At 65.2% G+C, this 16,128-nt stretch carries 15 protein-coding genes; 11 read left to right on the top strand and 4 right to left on the bottom strand.

The annotated features are described in order from the left end of the window. Positions 1-42 precede the first annotated feature (42 nt). From LZC95_42120 to LZC95_42105, 4 genes are all read left to right on the top strand, one after another. On the top strand, positions 43-696 hold the full coding sequence (locus LZC95_42120) for a lytic transglycosylase domain-containing protein (protein WXA93037.1): 654 nt from the start codon (positions 43-45) through the stop codon (positions 694-696). 220 nt (positions 697-916) lie between these two features. Continuing rightward, positions 917-1,801 (top strand): formylglycine-generating enzyme family protein, encoded by an 885-nt coding sequence (locus LZC95_42115; protein ID WXA93036.1) that lies wholly within the window; start codon positions 917-919, stop codon positions 1,799-1,801. A 37-nt stretch (positions 1,802-1,838) separates the two neighbouring features. Beyond that, positions 1,839-2,867 carry a hypothetical protein gene (locus LZC95_42110; GenBank protein ID WXA93035.1) on the top strand — a complete coding sequence of 343 codons (1,029 nt, stop codon included), beginning with the start codon at positions 1,839-1,841 and terminating at the stop codon, positions 2,865-2,867. Further along, entirely contained in the window at positions 2,849-4,624 is a 1,776-nt protein-coding gene (locus tag LZC95_42105; GenBank protein ID WXA93034.1) for an ATP-dependent DNA ligase, read from the top strand. Before LZC95_42110 ends, LZC95_42105 begins: the two co-directional genes overlap by 19 nt. Positions 4,625-4,775: 151 nt before the next feature. On the opposite strand, the gene LZC95_42100 is transcribed toward LZC95_42105, so the two are convergent. After that, positions 4,776-6,245, bottom strand: a complete 1,470-nt coding sequence (locus LZC95_42100) for a carboxypeptidase regulatory-like domain-containing protein (GenBank protein ID WXA93033.1) — start codon at positions 6,243-6,245, stop codon at positions 4,776-4,778. Positions 6,246-6,323: 78 nt separating this feature from the next. Between LZC95_42100 and LZC95_42095 the strand changes: the two genes are divergently transcribed. From LZC95_42095 to LZC95_42085, 3 genes are all read left to right on the top strand, one after another. Further along, entirely contained in the window at positions 6,324-7,460 is a 1,137-nt protein-coding gene (locus tag LZC95_42095; GenBank protein WXA93032.1) for a beta-ketoacyl-ACP synthase III, read from the top strand. 78 nt (positions 7,461-7,538) lie between these two features. After that, the gene (locus tag LZC95_42090; protein WXA93031.1) at positions 7,539-7,703 is read left to right on the top strand and encodes a DUF1328 domain-containing protein; all 165 of its coding nucleotides are present in this window, start codon (positions 7,539-7,541) and stop codon (positions 7,701-7,703) included. A 347-nt stretch (positions 7,704-8,050) separates the two neighbouring features. Beyond that, positions 8,051-9,196, top strand: coding sequence for an ATP-dependent DNA ligase (locus LZC95_42085; GenBank protein ID WXA93030.1), 1,146 nt, complete (start codon positions 8,051-8,053; stop codon positions 9,194-9,196). On the opposite strand, the gene LZC95_42080 is transcribed toward LZC95_42085, so the two are convergent. Continuing rightward, entirely contained in the window at positions 9,153-9,548 is a 396-nt protein-coding gene (locus LZC95_42080; GenBank protein WXA93029.1) for a response regulator, read from the bottom strand. The genes LZC95_42085 and LZC95_42080 overlap by 44 nt on opposite strands. A 206-nt stretch (positions 9,549-9,754) precedes the next feature. Between LZC95_42080 and LZC95_42075 the strand changes: the two genes are divergently transcribed. The 3 genes from LZC95_42075 (at position 9,755) to LZC95_42065 (ending at position 13,009) form a co-directional block, all read left to right on the top strand. Next, positions 9,755-11,101 carry a cytochrome ubiquinol oxidase subunit I gene (locus LZC95_42075; GenBank protein ID WXA93028.1) on the top strand — a complete coding sequence of 449 codons (1,347 nt, stop codon included), beginning with the start codon at positions 9,755-9,757 and terminating at the stop codon, positions 11,099-11,101. Further along, complete coding sequence (locus LZC95_42070; GenBank protein ID WXA93027.1) at positions 11,091-12,059, top strand: cytochrome d ubiquinol oxidase subunit II; 969 nt, start codon at positions 11,091-11,093, stop codon at positions 12,057-12,059. The genes LZC95_42075 and LZC95_42070 overlap by 11 nt, the downstream gene beginning before the upstream one ends. A 308-nt stretch (positions 12,060-12,367) precedes the next feature. Next, the gene (locus LZC95_42065; protein ID WXA93026.1) at positions 12,368-13,009 is read left to right on the top strand and encodes a hypothetical protein; all 642 of its coding nucleotides are present in this window, start codon (positions 12,368-12,370) and stop codon (positions 13,007-13,009) included. Here the strand turns inward: LZC95_42065 and LZC95_42060 are convergent. Both LZC95_42060 and LZC95_42055 read right to left on the bottom strand, forming a co-directional pair. Next, positions 12,962-14,065 (bottom strand): HTTM domain-containing protein, encoded by a 1,104-nt coding sequence (locus tag LZC95_42060; GenBank protein ID WXA93025.1) that lies wholly within the window; start codon positions 14,063-14,065, stop codon positions 12,962-12,964. The genes LZC95_42065 and LZC95_42060 overlap by 48 nt on opposite strands. Next, positions 14,062-14,550, bottom strand: a complete 489-nt coding sequence (locus tag LZC95_42055; protein ID WXA93024.1) for a hypothetical protein — start codon at positions 14,548-14,550, stop codon at positions 14,062-14,064. Before LZC95_42055 ends, LZC95_42060 begins: the two co-directional genes overlap by 4 nt. A gap of 66 nt (positions 14,551-14,616) precedes the next feature. On the opposite strand from LZC95_42055, the gene LZC95_42050 reads away from it, so the two are divergent. Beyond that, positions 14,617-16,005: a GDSL-type esterase/lipase family protein gene (locus tag LZC95_42050; protein WXA93023.1), complete on the top strand. Its 1,389-nt coding sequence runs from the start codon at positions 14,617-14,619 to the stop codon at positions 16,003-16,005. The last annotated feature ends 123 nt before the right edge of the window (positions 16,006-16,128 follow it).

Raw genomic sequence — 16,128 nt, 5'->3', positions numbered from 1 at the left:
TTGTTCAATCCGCTAACCTTCTCCGCCAGGTCCCAGGTCTCGATGATTCGTCCCGGTCGTGTGCTTCCCGTATCGATGGTTCTCGCGCTCGCCTTTTTCATGGGCGGAGACGCATCGGCGGAGATTTTCCAGTACAAAGACGCCAACGGGGTCATCCATTTTTCGAATCGGAAGGCGGCCTCGCCCGCGTCGGGTGTGATGGCAGCTGCTGGGATCCGTGCCAACAAGCCTGCGGTCGCAGCATTCGCCCCGCAGGACAAAAACCTGCAGCGCTTCACCCGCTACGACGAGTGGATTCGCCAGGCGGCGACGCTCTACCAGATCCCCGAGCCGCTGGTGCGGGCGGTCATCAAGGTGGAGAGCGACTACGATGCGCGCGCGGTGAGCGTGGCGGGTGCCCGCGGTCTGATGCAGCTCATGCCCGATACGGCGGATCGGTTGCAGGTGCGTGACATCCACGATCCGCGCGAGAACATCTTCGGCGGGGTGCGACTGTTGCGCATTCTGGCCAACGCCTTCAACGGCGATCTGGAGCTCACGGTGGCGGCATACAACGCGGGCGAGGAAGCGGTGCAGCGCTTCCGCGGGATCCCGCCGTACGCACAGACGCGCCAGTACGTCTCCAAGGTGACGGGCTACTACCGGCGCTACCGAACGACGCGCGACACCGTCGAGGCCAGCGTAGGCGAACCGTAGCGGATCGCCACGCGCCGGCGAAAGTGTCACGTCGTTCGAAGCAGAAGAAGATTCACAGGGAGGCGGGAAGACGGGGAGATTTTAGGATTTCAATCGGCTGAGGGCGCCGACTGAAAACCCACAAAAACTCCCCGCCTCCCCGCCTCCCTGTGAATGTCTTCTCCGATCAGGGCCGAAGCTGGTTCACAAGTTGCTGTGTGTGGCATCGAAACGAGGGCCCATGGGTCGCGTCTTATATGTTCTCTTCGCAGCGTCGCTCGGATTTGGAGTCGTCTACAGCGCAGCGTGCGGCAGTCCTTCGGTGAAGGCTTCCGACAACCTGGAAGGCGGGAGCGGTACCAACATTTCGAATCAGGACAGCGGAAGCGGTAAGGACGAGCCGCCGGGATTCCCGCCCGCGTGCTCGGACGCCGATCCGGCCAAGATGGTGCCGAATCCACTGGTCGACATCCCCGAGGGTACCTTCACCATGGGGTGCAATCCTGCGGTCGACCAGGAGTGCAAGCCGGATGAAGATCCGCCTCACTCCGTGCACGTGAGCTCGTTCACCATCGACAAATTCGAGGTCACGCTCGCGCAGTACCTCGCGTGCGTCAAAGATGCAAAGTGCACGTTTCCCAAATGTGAATGGGACCCGTGCAAAAACCCGGACCATCCGATGGCGTGCATCGTCTTCGGGCAGGCCAAGTCGTACTGCGATTTCGTGGGCAAGCGGCTCGCGACCGAAGCCGAGTGGGAGTATGCGGCCCGCGGTACGGACGGGCGAAAGTACCCGTGGGGCAACGAAGCCCTCGATTGCGCGCACGCCAATTTTTTGGACTGCGGCGGTGGCCCCACGCCCGTGGGAAGCAAGCCGGCGGGGGCGAGCCCGTTCGGTTTGTTCGACATGGCGGGCAACGCCGTGGAGTTCACCTCGGATTTGTACAGCGCAACCTATTACCAAGGCTCGCCGAACGACAATCCCACGGGACCGACCGAGGGTGAGGCCTACGTAGGGCGCGGCGGTGGGTTCTTGAGCGAGGGCGTGTGGCAGCGCGCTTCGGCACGCGACTTCTACGAGCCATGGTACTCGCGCGTGAGCATGGGATTCCGATGCGCGAAGTGAGATACTGAGCCGCACGAGCCGCGGTTCGACGATGACGATGGGTGTACGATTTTCTGCAGTTCTCTCGGTGCTTCTGGTGGGGGCAGTTACGTTGGGTGCGGCGTGCGATCCGCCGGCGGAGGGCCCGCCACCGGCGGCACCGCTTCCGGAGCCGATCAGCACGACCGAATCGAGCGTGCCCATTGGAGAAGCGGTCCCGGTGTCGATGGCGCCGGGCGCAATCTCGCCGCCGTTCGTGCCTGTCGCAGGTGTGGCTCCGAAGATTGCGTGCCCCACACGCGTGCCGCGGCGCGAGCCGGTGGCGCATGTGCCTCCGCCTGCCGGCTGGGTCGCCTTGCCGGGCGCACCCGATCCGCAGGCGCTCAAGTGCGGAAACTTGTCGCGCCGGGAATGGGCGGTGAAGCGCGGCGCGCGGGACGTGGAAATCGCGCTGGCGAACCGGCGCCCGGTGGATGATCCGCTGCCGTTTCCGCTGACGGGCAAGGCGCGCGAGGGACTGGCGGGCACGCGACGCGTGAAGCCCGTCGACAATGGCTTCCTCGTGGGCTTCGACGCAGGCGAGCATGGCGGCGCGTTGTGGTGGTTCGGCTCGAGCGGTGAGCGGCGGTTGCGGCTCTCGGAGGAGAACGTCATCGGCTTCGCGGACCTCGGCGGCGTGCCCGTGGCCATCACCGGACTCGCGCAGACCGGCATCTCCAAGGGGCGGGTGATCCGCCTGTCGCCAGACAACAGCTCGAACACGTGGCGCGTGGCCGCGTGGGTGGATCTCGGGGGGGCCTCGCAGACCTTCGTGAGCGAATCGCCGGAGACGATGCTCGTGCTCACGACGAGCGGCTTGGTGCGCATTACCGCATGCGGTGACATGAGCCTGGTTGCACCTGCCCGCTACGACGTGTTGTATCCCACCTCGATGGCGGTGGATGATGCGGGCGTGGTGACCATCGGCATGCGGCACTTCACGACGCGCTGGATCCCGTCTGCAAACGGGTACCGCGAGGAGTGGCTGGTGCGCGCCGACTGCGCGCAGGCGTCGGTCAAGAAATTCGAGTGCGTGTGCGGTCGCTAGCGGCGGCCCTCGAAACAGCGAGAACGACGCGCTCTCGGATTGCAAAGGAGCAGGCGCTGGCGGGGGCCTTTCGGGAGCTCGACGGCCAGCAGCTGGCCACGGCCGCGCGCATCGCGACGGGGCGGACATTGCCCGTGGGCGATGGTCGTTCGCTCGGCGTGGGCGGTTCGCTGATGACCGAGTTGATCGTGCAGCGAACCGGCGCAGCCCCCGCGGAGGTGTGGGAAACCGCGCGGCAAACGGGCGATCTCGGGGAGGCGTTCGGGCGGCTCGTTCAGGATAAAGGCGGCGAGTCCACCGGCGCCGAAGTCTCCCTCGATGAAGTGGCCGCGATGTTCGATGCGCTGGCCGGCACGGGAAACCGCGCGCAGAAGCTCGGCCTGCTCGAGGGCGTGTTTTCGCGGGCGACGGCGCTCGAGACGACGTACCTCGCCAAGGTGATCCTGGGATCGCTGCGCGTGGGCGCACTCGGAGGCGTGACGGAGGCGGCGATCGCGCGCGCCTTCGACGTGCCCATCGAGGACGTGCGACGCGCGATGGCCCTGGTGACGGATCCGGGCACGGTGGCGGTGCTGGCGAAGGCGAGGCGCCTCGGGGAGGCGCGGTTCGAGCTGGGCCGGCCGGTGGCGTACATGCTGGCGACGCCGCTCGAGGGCGTGGTGCAGCCGCTCGATCCCGAGGCCTTCGTCCTGGAGGACAAGCTCGATGGCGTGCGCACGCAGGTGCACAAATCGGGGGACGACGTGGCGATGTTCGCGCGCGGGCTGGAGCGCGTGACGACGGCATTTCCCGAGGTGGTGAACGCCTTTCGCGCGATCGAGGGCGATGTGGCACTCGACGGCGAGCTGGTGGTGATGACCCCCGACGGGCGACCGCGCCCGTTTCAGGCGCTGCAGGCGCGTTTGCGGCGGCTGGCGCCCACCGACGAGATGCTCGAAAAGACGCCGGTGACGTTCGTGGCGTTCGACATTCTGCACGATGGCCGCGGCGATCTCCTGGCGTTGCCATGGCTCGAACGGCGCAACGCGATGGACCGCTTTTCCGGCGAGCGCGGGCCGCGGTCGGCGTTCTTGATCAACCCCGCCGTCCGCCTCGGAACGGAGGCGCCGTTGCCCGAGCAGCTCGATCGCGCTTTCGAGCAGGCCCGCGCGCGCGGGCACGAGGGCGTGGTGCTCAAGCGCATCGATTCGCCCTACGAGGCAGGGCGTCGCGGGCAGGCGTGGATCAAAGTGAAGCGCGCCTTCGCGACGTTGGACGTGGTCATCACCGCGGCCGAGGAAGGGCACGGCAAGCGCGCGGGCGTTCTCTCGGACTACACCTTCGCGGTGTGGAAGGACGACGTGCTCGTCAACGTGGGCAAAGCTTACAGCGGTCTGACCGACGTCGAGATCGATGAGATGACGCAGCGGCTCGAGGCGATCACCTTGGAGCGCCACGGCGGGCTGCGCATGGTGAAACCCGAGATCGTTCTCGAGGTGGCCTTCGACGGCATCCAGCGTTCGACGCGCCACAAGAGCGGTTTCGCCCTGCGTTTTCCGCGCATCGTCCGAATCCGCGACGACAAGGCCCCCGAAGAAGCCGATCGCCTCGACGCCGTCCAAGCCTTGTTCGCCGCCCAAGTCGAAACGGGCCACCGCGAGGAAACGGAGGCCCTCGAGCCTCCCCCGCGTGAGCCCAAGGCCCCGCGGAAGAAAAAGCCCAAAGAGCCTCCGGCGAACCAGTTATCGCTTTTTGGCGACCCGGAGAAACGGCGTTAGTAGGTGGACCGCCAGCTAACGGCGCGCCCGATGGAGCGCCGGCATCTTGCCGGCGGTCCGCCGGCTTCCAGCCGGCTTGACGCGGGTCGCCAGCCGGCCAGAGGCCGGCGGTCCGCCGGCTGGAAGCCGGCGCTCCATGCCTTGGCCAACGTTACTCTGACCGCGTCAGCGCGACATCCAATGTAGCTTCGCCGTCGGCCGTAACGGTGACGGTGCGCGATTCGGTTTGATAGCCCGCGGCGGAGATTTCCACGGTGTACGTGCCCGCTGGCAAGTACGCCTGGTAGCGACCGAACGGCCCGCCGCTGGAGTTCTTTTCACCCTGGGTATAGGGCACCTCTTTGACGAGGACGGTCGCGGCCACGGGTGTGCCCGTCGAGGCGTCGGTCACGTGCCCGCTCAAGGGCGTGGGGCGCTCCAAATGCCACAGAATACCCGGCCAGATCTGCTCCGCCTCGGCCTGCGCGGACGCGTAAGGCGGTTGGAATTGCGTATTGATCTCCACCAGGAATGCCAAATTGGACAGATTGCCAAGTTGCCAATCGGGGTGTTCGCCTTGCGACGATGGCCGGCGCGTGCTGCCGTCGTAACCCATTTGGTGCGACAGCTCGGTGCCGATGGTCTGGAAGTAATCCGTCAACGCGAAGTTCGCGCAGGAATAATTGACCAGCACCTCGCGCCCGCTGGAATGGAAATCGAGCACCTTGGAGAAGTGCCGATCCGTCGACCATGCGACCATCGTCTGCGTCTCCGGCTCGGACGCTTCGCTCGGACCTTTGTACACGTCGGAGTTCGGCCGCGTATCCCCGGTGCAGGAGCTCGTCCATAGGAATGGATAATTGCGATTCAAATCCACACCGAAGCTGCCACCCGTATTGGGGCGCCGATTCTTGCGCCAGAAATTATCGACCGTGTGAACGTGCTCCAGGCCGTCCGGATTCCACGTTGGCGCAATCCAGATTTCCGTCGAGTCGACCGCCCGCTTGATACGCTCGTCCGTTGCGTATTGTTTCGTGAGCTTTTCGGCCGCCAACATGGCCACCACCGGCGGACCCAGCTCGCGCGCATGGTGATTGCTCACCAAAAGATACGTGGGCTCGTCCTCGTCCTGGGCGACATTGTCGGAAATCTTCAATGCAAAGAGATGGCGCCCATTGGCCGTGACCGGCGCGCCGTATTTCTCGGTGAGGTCGACCACTTTGGCAATATCCGGATATTGCGTCTCGATGGAGTGCAACGTATCCAGCATTTGCGTCAACGTCGGATAAGGCACCGCGTCCGTGCCGGTGCTCGCGAGCGGCGCGCCCACACCCGTGACCTCGGCCTGATAGCCGAGCTCGTGCAGACGATCCATCTCTCCGCGGGTGGCGATGATGTCCAACGAGGGGCCATGCTCCGACCCTTCGACGACATCGAATCCCATGTCCCGAAGACGCTGCGCTTCGTTCTGCGCCCCCGACCCGCTTGCGGGGCGATCCTGACTGCGCGCATCCGCGGGAACGACGCGGAGCGCGACGAGTCGCTCGTCTTCCGGCTGGTGCGAAGTGCACGACCCAGTCGACGCGGCGAGCAGTGGAAATAGAAGAAAAAATGGTGTGCGGCGCAACGAGCGATGCGTCATGCTCGCCACCATAGAACGAACACGGCCGATATGCCCGTTGATTATGGCACCTACACCTGCTTTAGAGACGATATCAGAATGTCATCCATCGCGATAACCGGCACTGGCCTTTACACCCCGCCCCAATCGATTTCCAACGAGGAGCTCGTGGCGTCGTTCAACGCGTACGTCGACGCCGAGAACGAGAAAAACCAGGATCGCATCGCGCGCGGTGAGGTCAAAGCCCTCGAGCGTTCCAGCGCGGAATTCATCGTCAATGCGTCGGGCATCCGCAGCCGCTACGTCATGGATCGCGAAGGCATTCTCGACCCGCGCGTCATGGCGCCACGCATTGCCGAGCGTCCGGTCGACGCCCATTCGCTGCAATGCGAAATGGCCCTTGCCGCCACTGGCGAGGCGCTCGAACAGGCAGGCTTGAAATCGGAAGACATCGACGCCGTCATCGTCGCTTGTTCCAATATGCAAAGGGCATATCCCGCCATCGCCGTCGAAGTGCAGGCAGCTCTTTCCGCCAAACTTGGCGGGTTTGCCTTCGACATGAACGTTGCGTGCTCCTCGGCGACATTCGGCATCAACGTCGCACATGATCTGGTGGCCGGCGGGAGTGCGCGTCGCGTGCTGGTGGTGAGCCCGGAGATCTGCACCGGCCATCTCAACTTCCGCGAGCGCGAGAGCCACTTCATCTTCGGCGACGCCTGCACCGCGGTGATCGTCGAATCCCTTTCCGAGAGCGAGGGCCGCTCGCGCGAGGCGTACGAGATCCTCGGCACGCGGCTATCGACGCGCTATTCGAATGCCATTCGCAACAACTTCGGTTTCCTCAACCGCGCCGCGCCCGAGCAGCGTGACGACGCGGACAAGCTTTTCGTTCAGCAGGGCCGCAAAGTCTTCAAAGAAGTCTCGCCGCTCGTTGCCGACCTGATCGCCGGTCACCTGGACAGCTTGAGCATTCCGCCCGAGCGCGTGCGACGCATGTGGCTCCACCAGGCCAATGCCACCATGAACCAATGGATCGCCCGCAAGGTGCTCGGCCGCGATGCCACCGTGGAAGAAGCGCCCTCGGTGCTCGAGGATTACGCGAATACCAGCTCATGCGGCTCCATCATCACCTTCCACAAGCACCGTAACGGCTTGGCCGAAGGGGACATTGGGCTGATCTGTTCCTTCGGTGCGGGTTACTCGATCGGTAGTGTCGTGGTGCGTAAGGTGCGCTGAGGCACGCAAGCTGCACCGCGTTGCTGACGAATCGGGAGGGGCGACCGTTACTCAAGCAATAGAGAAAGGCATGGAGCCATGCTGTACTGGGCTGCCGTCTTTTTCGTCGTCGCGCTCGTGGCCGCCATTCTAGGATTTAGCGGCATCGCTGCCGGGGCGGCGGGGATTGCGAAGATTCTCTTTTTCGCATTCCTCGCGTTGGCCGTCGTGTCCGTGCTCATCGGCCGCAAAAGTGTGGCCTGATTGCGGACGGATCCACATCGGAACCGTGTGCAAATGATAACGCTACGCTCCGGACGAGCGGGACGTTTTTGCACATATGTGGCAGCCATGCGGGCACGATTCCACGTGGCTGACCCGTTTCGTGACCTACTTGCGGACGCCATACCTCACTTCGTCAGAAAGATGAAAGGCTCCCGGCTGGCAAGAGGGATGCATTCAAAAGTAAGAGGAAGGTCTACAGGGCAGTACTGTACGGCCTCCATGGGAAACGTACCTTGAAGCCACAGACTCGGGTCACAGCGGAAGAGCGGTGGGGGACCGCGCACTCGGGCGAAGAGTCGCCGAATCCCTTTGGACGATATGCCACCATGGAAAATACAGGGCAAGCTAGCGGCATCGTGTACGCCGCGGAAACCTCGCTGCACGAAGAGCCGCCCGCGTCGAGTACGCAGCCGGCCCTGATTCCGGACGAACCGATTCCGCGCATCCCCATCGATCGCAGCGAAGCGATGCTGGAGTTGTCCGGGCATCGCGTGAGGCTCACGAATCTGCAGAAGATCTTCTTCCCGCTGGGGCGCATCACCAAAGGGGCATTGCTCCAATATTATCTCGATGTTGCGCCGGTTTTGCTGCCGCACACCGACCAGCGCGCCATGGTGATGAAGCGCTATCCCAATGGGATGAGTGGGAAATTCTTCTTCATGAAGAGAGCGCCGGCGCCGCGCCCGAAGTGGATCCGCACCTGTCCCATCGAACATACGGGCGCGGGCGTCATCGAATTTCCCATCGTGGGCGATGTGGCCACCTTGGCGTGGATGATCAACCTCGGATGCATCGATTTGAATCCGTGGTACGCGCGCAGCGACGATATCGAGCGCCCCGATTATCTGCATTTCGATTTGGACCCGGGCGAGGCCACGTTCGAGCGCACGTGCGAGGTTGCACTCGTGGTGCACGAGGCACTCTCCGCACTGGGAATGCCCAATTACGTGAAGACGAGCGGCTCGCGCGGGCTTCACGTGTTCGTGCCCATCGTGCGCGGGCCCACGCAGCAAGACGTGTGGTCCTTCGCGCGCGATCTCGCACGCGATTTGGCCGAGCGCCACCCGAAGATCATCACCGCCGAATCCCGCATTGCCAAGCGGCCGCCAGGGCGCGTGCTCATCGACTACAATCAGAACGTGTGGGGCCGCACCATCGCGTCGGTGTATTCGGTGCGCCCGATGCCACGCGCGACGGTGTCGACGCCGGTCACGTGGGCGGAGGTCGCCGAGGGCATCTCCATGGAGGCCTTCCGTCTCGAGAACGTGCCTGCGCGCGTGCGCAAGCTCGGGGATCTCTGGGCGCCTCTCGCGCCATCGGCTCCGGATCGCTACGACTTGGCCCAGGCCGGTGTGGCCCCGTCCGAATACGTCCCGAAGTACTCCATGCCGGTGCCGAAGGGGACCGTCGGCGATGGTACGGAGGAAGCTACGGCGCTTCCGGACCTTTCGTACCGGCGAGTAGCGTTTTGACCTGCTCGGTCAGCGCGTCCGGCGAGCACGGTTTGACCAGCAGCGCATCGAATCCCGGATTGTCGTCGCCTTCGACATCGGCATGACCGGTCAGCGCAACGATGGGAATGTGGCGCGTCCGTTCGTCCTTGCGCAGGCGCCGGATGGCTTCCCAGCCGTCGAGGACCGGTAGAGACAAGTCCATCACCACCACATCGGGCGTTTCGTGAAACGCCTTGTCCAGCCCTTGCTGCCCGTCTTCGGCTTCCTCGACACGGTAGCCGGCGGCCGTTAGCGCGTGCACGTAGATGTAACGGCTGTCCTCGTAATCGTCGACGATCAGGACCAGAGGCGCAGAGCTTTCCGCGTTCACGTTGCCCAGTGTTACAGCAGCGAACGCCTGGTAGCTAGGGTTTCCCAAGCAATCCTCCTGGTCCGTGGACTGACCAACCCTCGTTCTCATTCCCCATCCCCCCGGATTGGTGGTTTGCCCGTCGTGCGAAGGTGGCGCGGCGGGTTGTCGCAGGCATGTGTTTAGGGGCTGGTCTCCGGAAGAAACAGGCCGCACACTCCCCCGCGATGGATGCGCTCACCGCCGCGCGGGCGCAGATGGAGGTATCGCTCGGCTTCCATATGATTTTCGCAGCGCTGGGCATTGCGCTTCCGGGCTTCATGTGCGTGGCCGAAGCTCTCTATCTCCGCACCGGCCGGCCTCACTACCTGGCGCTTGCAAAACGATGGTCGAAGGCGACCTCGCTTCTCTTTGCCATCGGCGCCGTTTCGGGAACCGCGCTCTCGTTCGAGCTGGGCTTGCTCTGGCCGCGCTTCATGGAGTTCTCCGGCGGCATCATCGGCTCGGCCTTCGCGCTCGAGGGTTACGCGTTCTTCGTGGAGGCGATCTTCATCGGACTCTACCTCTACGGGTGGGACCGCATTTCGCCGCGCGCGCATTGGTTCTGCGGGCTCGCGGTGACCTTGAGCGGCACCGCATCGGGCGTGCTCGTGCTGGCTGCCAACGCATGGATGCAGGCGCCGCGCGGATTCGACTTGGTCGACGGGCGCGCCGTGAACATCGATCCGTGGGGACCGTTTCAGAGCCCTTCGTGGCTGCCCATGTCGCTGCACATGACCTTGGCGGCATACGTGGCCGTCGCCTTCGCGATTGCGGGCGTCTACGCAAAGGGCATCCTTCGCGGCAAGGCCGACGACGAGCACCGCTCGGCGCTGCGGCTTGCGATGATCGTCGGCGCGGTGGCCGCGGTGCTTCAGCTCCCCAGCGGTGACATTGCGGCCCGTGTCGCGGCCGAGCACCAGCCGGCGAAGCTCGCAGCGATGGAGGCGCACTACGAGACGCGCCGCGGCGCGCCCTTCATGCTGGGCGGCTTCGCGGACGATGCGACGGAAACGGTGCACTATGGAATCGAGATTCCCTACGCGCTGAGTCTGCTGATCGGGCACGATCCCAATACGGAGGTCACGGGGCTCGATCGCATTCCGCGCGACGAGCGGCCGCCGACGGCGCTGGTGCACATCGCGTTCGACGTGATGGTGGCGAGCGGCATGGGCCTCATCGCGGTGAGCCTCGGCTATTGGCTGATGCGATGGAGGGCGCGCCGGGAAGAGGGTTGGACGGCGCCGAAGTGGCTCTTGTCCACGCTCGTGTGGGCGAGCCCGCTGGGATTTCTCGCCATCGAGGCGGGGTGGATGGTCAGCGAGGTGGGGCGGCAACCCTGGGTCATTTTCAAGGTGATGCGCACGCGCGATGCGGTGACGCCGGCCGCCGGGGTGGAGCTGACGTTCGCGCTGTTCGTGCTTCTGTACGCGGCGCTCGGTGCGACGTTGGTGTTCTTCCTGCGGCGCATGGCGCGTCGTACCGCGGAGACAGCCGAGACAACGGCGACGGCGGAGGCGGCCCATGGGGCATGAGATCCTCTTGGGCGGGATGGCGCTAGCGGGTGTCATCGCCTACGGCGTGCTCGCCGGGGCCGACTTCGGCGGCGGCGTTTGGGACATTCTGGCGCGCGGCCCGCGCAAGTCCGAACAGCGCGATGCCATCGCGCACACGATGGGTCCCGTTTGGGAAGCGAACCACGTGTGGCTCATCTTCGTCATCGTGATTCTTTTCACCGCCTTTCCGCGCGCCTATGCCGAGTTGAGCGTGGGGCTTTTCGGCCCGTTCCACTTGGTCCTCGTGGGCATCACGTTGCGCGGCGGCGCCTTCGTCTTTCGTGCACACGGCGGCTATCTCGGGGAGCGAGTGCATGCGCGGGCGTGGGGTGTCGTCTTCGGCGGGGCCAGCGTCATCACACCGGTGCTGCTCGGCATGTCGCTCGGGGCGGTGTCCTCGGGGTTGCGCGTCCTCGCACCGCTGCCGCTGGCGATGGGCGCGCTGGCCTTGTCCATCTGCGCGTACCTCGCGGCGGTGTACCTCACGCTGGAAACGGAGGGTGAGCTGCGCGAGCTCTTTCGCCGCAAGGCGCTGTACGCGGGCACCTTCGTGGTCGCCTTGTCGGGCGTGGTCCTGCCATTGACGTACGTTGCGGCGCCGCATCTCTGGGGCGGTCTCACCTCGTCGCCCGGCGCATTCGTGGTCAGCGCCGGCGTGCTGGCCGCGCTCACCTCGGGCGGCGCCCTCCTGTTCCGCCGTTTCCTCCTGGCACGCATCGCCGCCGCCGCCCAAGTGACCTTTCTCCTCGCGGGTTGGGGCCTGTCGCAATACCCGTATCTGATCTTCCCGAGCCTCACCCTGCACGAAGCCGCCGCGCCACCGGCCACCTTGGACTTCGTGCTCTACACCATGCCGTTCGGCCTGCTGTTGGTCATCCCCTCGATGATCTGGCTCTTTCGCGTCTTCTCCCGCGCGCGCCCTTTTTCGCCCTCGTAGACTTTGCTATCGTTGAGGCGATGGCTGCACGCCCTTCCAAGACCGTCAAAACGCCCTCCGACGAGGATACGCGCGTCGTTTCGGTGATCGATCGCACGAAGCGCATCGCTTCGATGCTCGATCGCGGGAGTCCGAGGACGTGAGCGACGAACCGGATTGGGACGTGGACGACATTCTTCGGGCGAGCGAGAAAAAACGCCAAGACGCCAAGAGCGCCAAGGTCTAGGGTTCGTGAACCAGGGCGTTTCTCGGCGCTTCCGCAGGTCAACCCATTTTGGCGTCCTGGGCGTCTTGGCGGTTTCCTTCTGATGCGGCGTATCGTCGTCGTTGGGCAGAAGGCGAGGGCGTCGGCGGAGTTTTCGCTGATCGACATTGCCGGGTCGAGCGGGCGGCTCGATGTGCTGCTCCGGTGTCTGCGGGCGGCGCTGCTCGTATCGCATGGGTTGCGCAGCGATACGGTGCTGTACCTGGTGCTGCTCGGGTTGCCCGAGGCGCCGCGCACGTTGCGGATTGAGGGCGCGATCGTGCGGTTTTTGCGCCCCGATGAGCGAACCCTCGCTGTGCTCGCGCAGAAGATGCTCTCGGTGCCGTCGGGTGGCGAAGGTTTCGTGCCGCTGCGGCGGGGCGCGTGCATCGCCGATGGAGGGCTGGACGTGGTGCTCGCCGATCTCGGGCCGTCGACGTACTACGTGCTCGAGGAAGGCGCCGCCGACGTGCGTGGGGTCGAGCTCGATCGGGAGCGGCCCGTCTTCTTTTTGGGCGATCACCTCGGGTTCGACGAGGCAACCCGCGCGCGCCTTTCCGAAATCGGCGCCACACCCATCGGCATTGGCCCCATCAGCGTGCAGGCCGACGACGCGATTGCGATCCTCTCGAACGAGCTCGATCGGCGCGAGGCCCTTCTAAAGACGAGCGTTGGCCTCCCCGCCACGGGTGAAGCTCGCAAGTAGCGCCAGCGGCGCCCACAAAGGAAAGAGAAGCGGCGTGCAGCGCGCAATCATCGTCAGCGCGCGCAACCCCGTGGCGCGCGAGCCATCGCGGCGCATGATCACGATGGTATGGCCTTTTCGCAGGTGATCCGGCGTCCACGGACGGATCTCGAACCGCGCGAACCAATCCAAGCCGGCCACGATGCGCGCAATCCATTGTCCGCGCGGTCGCGACGGGTCGAAAAAGAATTTGCGCGCGTGCGTATCGGGCGTGACGAAAAACGCGTACGACGTCAGCGTGAGCCAGGTGAAGAGCTCCACCTTGCTGGTGATCTCGATGGTGAGGTGAAACATGAGCCCCCACCACAACGCGAAGACGCGCAGCCGCCGGCTGAAGAGCGCCACCGCGAGAAACAGCTCCGTCGAGATGGCCAGCTTCGCCAGCGCACTGGTGACGATGGGCTGCGAAAATGCCTCCACCACGCGGGGCGGAATTCCTCGCGCCACCGCCTCACTTCCGTAGCGCGCGAAGCGATCCAGGATGACGCGGCCGTCGCGCCAATCGTCATCGAGCAGCTTCGAACCCGCCGATGCCAAATAGATGAGCGCCACCTGAATTTGCGCGAGGCGCACCGCCCAGCGCGGACCGATGCGCGGCTCCGCACTGCGCGGAATGCACAAGGTGCGATCGCACGGGGTGAAGGCGAGCAGGAACGCGAAGCAGAAAAGCGCGTAGCGGTTGTGATGATAGCCGAGGCGATCGCACAGTAGCGTGTAGAGGCCCAGCAGCGCGCTCGCGAGTGCGGCCTGCGGGGCCCAATGCCCGATGACCACGAGCACCGCGAGCAGCACGCGCGCCGCAAGCATCGCCACGTAGATGGAGCGCGAAGGCACCCACGCCTCGGGGATGAAGGGCATGTGAAAAACGTCGCCGAAGTAGCCCTGCTCGAGCAGCCCATTCGCCGCGGCGAGCGTCTGCACCAGCAGCATGCCGCCGATGGCGATGCGGATGACCCCGAGCACATGCGCGTCGGCCGTCTCGTTCATCGCAGCTCGCAAGCGCCGGAAAAGGCTCATGGCCCCTCCGCCATGCGCGGGCGGCTCGTCAGCGAAACGTGCACCGGGTCGCGCCCGTTTTTGCGCACGTCGATCTCCAGGCCGAGTTGGCGCGTCTCGGCATCGTACGGAGTGTGCGAGGCTACATCGTCGAGTGCCGCCTGAAATCGAGCGAGCTGGGCATTGGCCCCGTACGAAGCGTGGAACGTCGCACCGAAGTACGAGAGCGCCGACTCCCGCACGCGATCGCGCCAGTCGAAGCGGTGCAGCACGCCCGCGGCATCGTGGGCCAGCCAGGTGGTGCCCTCGACGGGGACGGCGACGGTTCCGTGCCCCGAAGGGGCTTCGATGTAGCGTACGAGCCTCACATTCAGGGTCGATGACTCGTGGAACATCCGGAAGCCAAACGCGTTGTCCGATCGGTCTCCCGCGGTGAGGATCAGCGCGAGCTGCCCTGCGAGATAGAGCGCGGCAAACGCCATCCTGCGACCGAACACCGGCATCACCCAGCGGGAGCCTATCGAAAAACTCGCGCTTTGGCCCAGAGCATGCCAGGCTCTCTAGGTATCGTCGTGCGTCGTTGGTCCTCGTTTTCGGTCGCCGTGGCCTTGCTGATCTTCGCATGCGGCAATCAAGGTCCGTATGCGGCCGATCGCGCGTCTGCCCTCACGGCGGCGCGAGGACAGCGTACACCGGCTCCGCGGCTGTCCTCTTCGACGGCGGACGTGGCCCCTGCCGGCCAGGACCAGAACGATCCGAACGAGGCGAAAACCCGCGGTTCCATGCTGTCGGCGCAGGTGGAGGTGCCGCCCATTCGTCCGGCGGTGGTCGAACACCCGGAAGCGCTGCGGCACTTCTTCGAGTCGCTGTCGCACCTGGAGGATGGGAGCGCGCGCGAGGACGTGCTCGTGATGCAGCTGGGCGATTCGCATACCGCGGCGGACATCGGGACGTCCGCCGCGCGGCGTGCGTTGCAGGCGCGCTTCGGCGACGGCGGGCGCGGATTCGTGGCGTTTGGCCGGCCCTGGCCGACGTACGTGCAAGACGGCGTTCGCGGGGGCATGACGCGCGACTTCAAAGGCGAGCGCGGCAAGTTCTCCTTCGGGCAATTCGTGGGTGACGGCCGTTACGGCATGGCCGGGTTCGCCATCGAATCGAACCGCAAACGCGGCCGCGCCTGGAGCGATCTCAGCGCGTCGGCGTCGCGCATCGAGTTTTCGTTCCTCGAGCAACCCGGCGGCGGCTCCTTCGAGGTCTTCATCGACGACGTGAAAAAGGGCGTGGTTTCCACGCGCCAAAAGACGGCCAAGTCCGGGTTCCGGGCCTTCGACGTCGGGGAGGGCCCGCACCACGTGGAGGCCCGCCCCCGCGGAGACGGTCCGGTTCGCCTTTTCGGCCTCGATTTGGGCCGCTCCAAGGTGGGCCTCGTGTTCGACGCGCTCGGCATCAACGGCGCGCGCGCGACGACGGTGCTGCAATGGCAGGAGCCTCACATGGCCGAGCAGCTGCGCCACCAGGCCCCGGACCTGGTGATCCTCGCCTATGGCACGAACGAGGCGGGCGACGACATCCCATTGCCGGTTTACGAGCGGCAGCTCCTCGATGTGCTCGGCCGTATTTCCCGCGCCGTCCCCACGGCCTCGTGCCTCCTTCTGGGCCCGCCCGACCGCGGCCTGGAGACCCCGCAAGGCTGGGTAACGGTCCCGCGCCTCCTCGAGATCATCGAGTCACAGCGCAACGTGGCCAAAGCCGCGGGCTGCGCCTTCTACAGCCAACTGGACGCCATGGGCGGCCCGGGCAGCATCGCCGCCTGGGTCGACGAGCCCCAACCCCGCGCCCGCCGCGACTACGTCCACCTGACACGCGAGGGCTACACCCAACTGGGTCAAGCCATGGCCAGCGATCTTTTGCGAGCCTACGACGCCTCCCGCTCCGACTCGAACCTCGTGTCAAAGCGTTAGCCCACTTTGGTGAAATAGAACTGAAGAGGAAACCGCCAGGCCGCCAGGGTCGCCAGGTGCGCCAACGGAAACGCGATTTCTCCCAACAAACCCAAATCTGATTGGGTATTTGGGGTATTCCCC

The sequence above is a fragment of the Sorangiineae bacterium MSr12523 genome, assembly GCA_037157775.1.
In the GTDB taxonomy this organism is placed as follows: Bacteria; Myxococcota_A; Polyangia; order Polyangiales; family Polyangiaceae; genus Pendulispora; species Pendulispora brunnea.
This window is presented reverse-complemented; position numbering and strand designations above follow the sequence as displayed.

What these genes read in the sequence shown, in the direction of transcription:
- LZC95_42085 (WXA93030.1), top strand. Translation starts at nt 8,051, where the DNA reads ATGGAAAATACAGGGCAAGCTAGCGGCATCGTGTACGCCGCGGAAACC.
- LZC95_42115 (WXA93036.1), top strand. Translation starts at nt 917, where the DNA reads ATGGGTCGCGTCTTATATGTTCTCTTCGCAGCGTCGCTCGGATTTGGA.
- LZC95_42075 (WXA93028.1), top strand. Translation starts at nt 9,755, where the DNA reads ATGGATGCGCTCACCGCCGCGCGGGCGCAGATGGAGGTATCGCTCGGC.
- LZC95_42095 (WXA93032.1), top strand. Translation starts at nt 6,324, where the DNA reads ATGTCATCCATCGCGATAACCGGCACTGGCCTTTACACCCCGCCCCAA.
- LZC95_42070 (WXA93027.1), top strand. Translation starts at nt 11,091, where the DNA reads ATGGGGCATGAGATCCTCTTGGGCGGGATGGCGCTAGCGGGTGTCATC.
- LZC95_42110 (WXA93035.1), top strand. Translation starts at nt 1,839, where the DNA reads ATGGGTGTACGATTTTCTGCAGTTCTCTCGGTGCTTCTGGTGGGGGCA.
- LZC95_42060 (WXA93025.1), bottom strand. Translation starts at nt 14,065, where the DNA reads ATGAGCCTTTTCCGGCGCTTGCGAGCTGCGATGAACGAGACGGCCGAC.
- LZC95_42090 (WXA93031.1), top strand. Translation starts at nt 7,539, where the DNA reads ATGCTGTACTGGGCTGCCGTCTTTTTCGTCGTCGCGCTCGTGGCCGCC.
- LZC95_42100 (WXA93033.1), bottom strand. Translation starts at nt 6,245, where the DNA reads ATGACGCATCGCTCGTTGCGCCGCACACCATTTTTTCTTCTATTTCCA.
- LZC95_42065 (WXA93026.1), top strand. Translation starts at nt 12,368, where the DNA reads ATGCGGCGTATCGTCGTCGTTGGGCAGAAGGCGAGGGCGTCGGCGGAG.
- LZC95_42120 (WXA93037.1), top strand. Translation starts at nt 43, where the DNA reads ATGATTCGTCCCGGTCGTGTGCTTCCCGTATCGATGGTTCTCGCGCTC.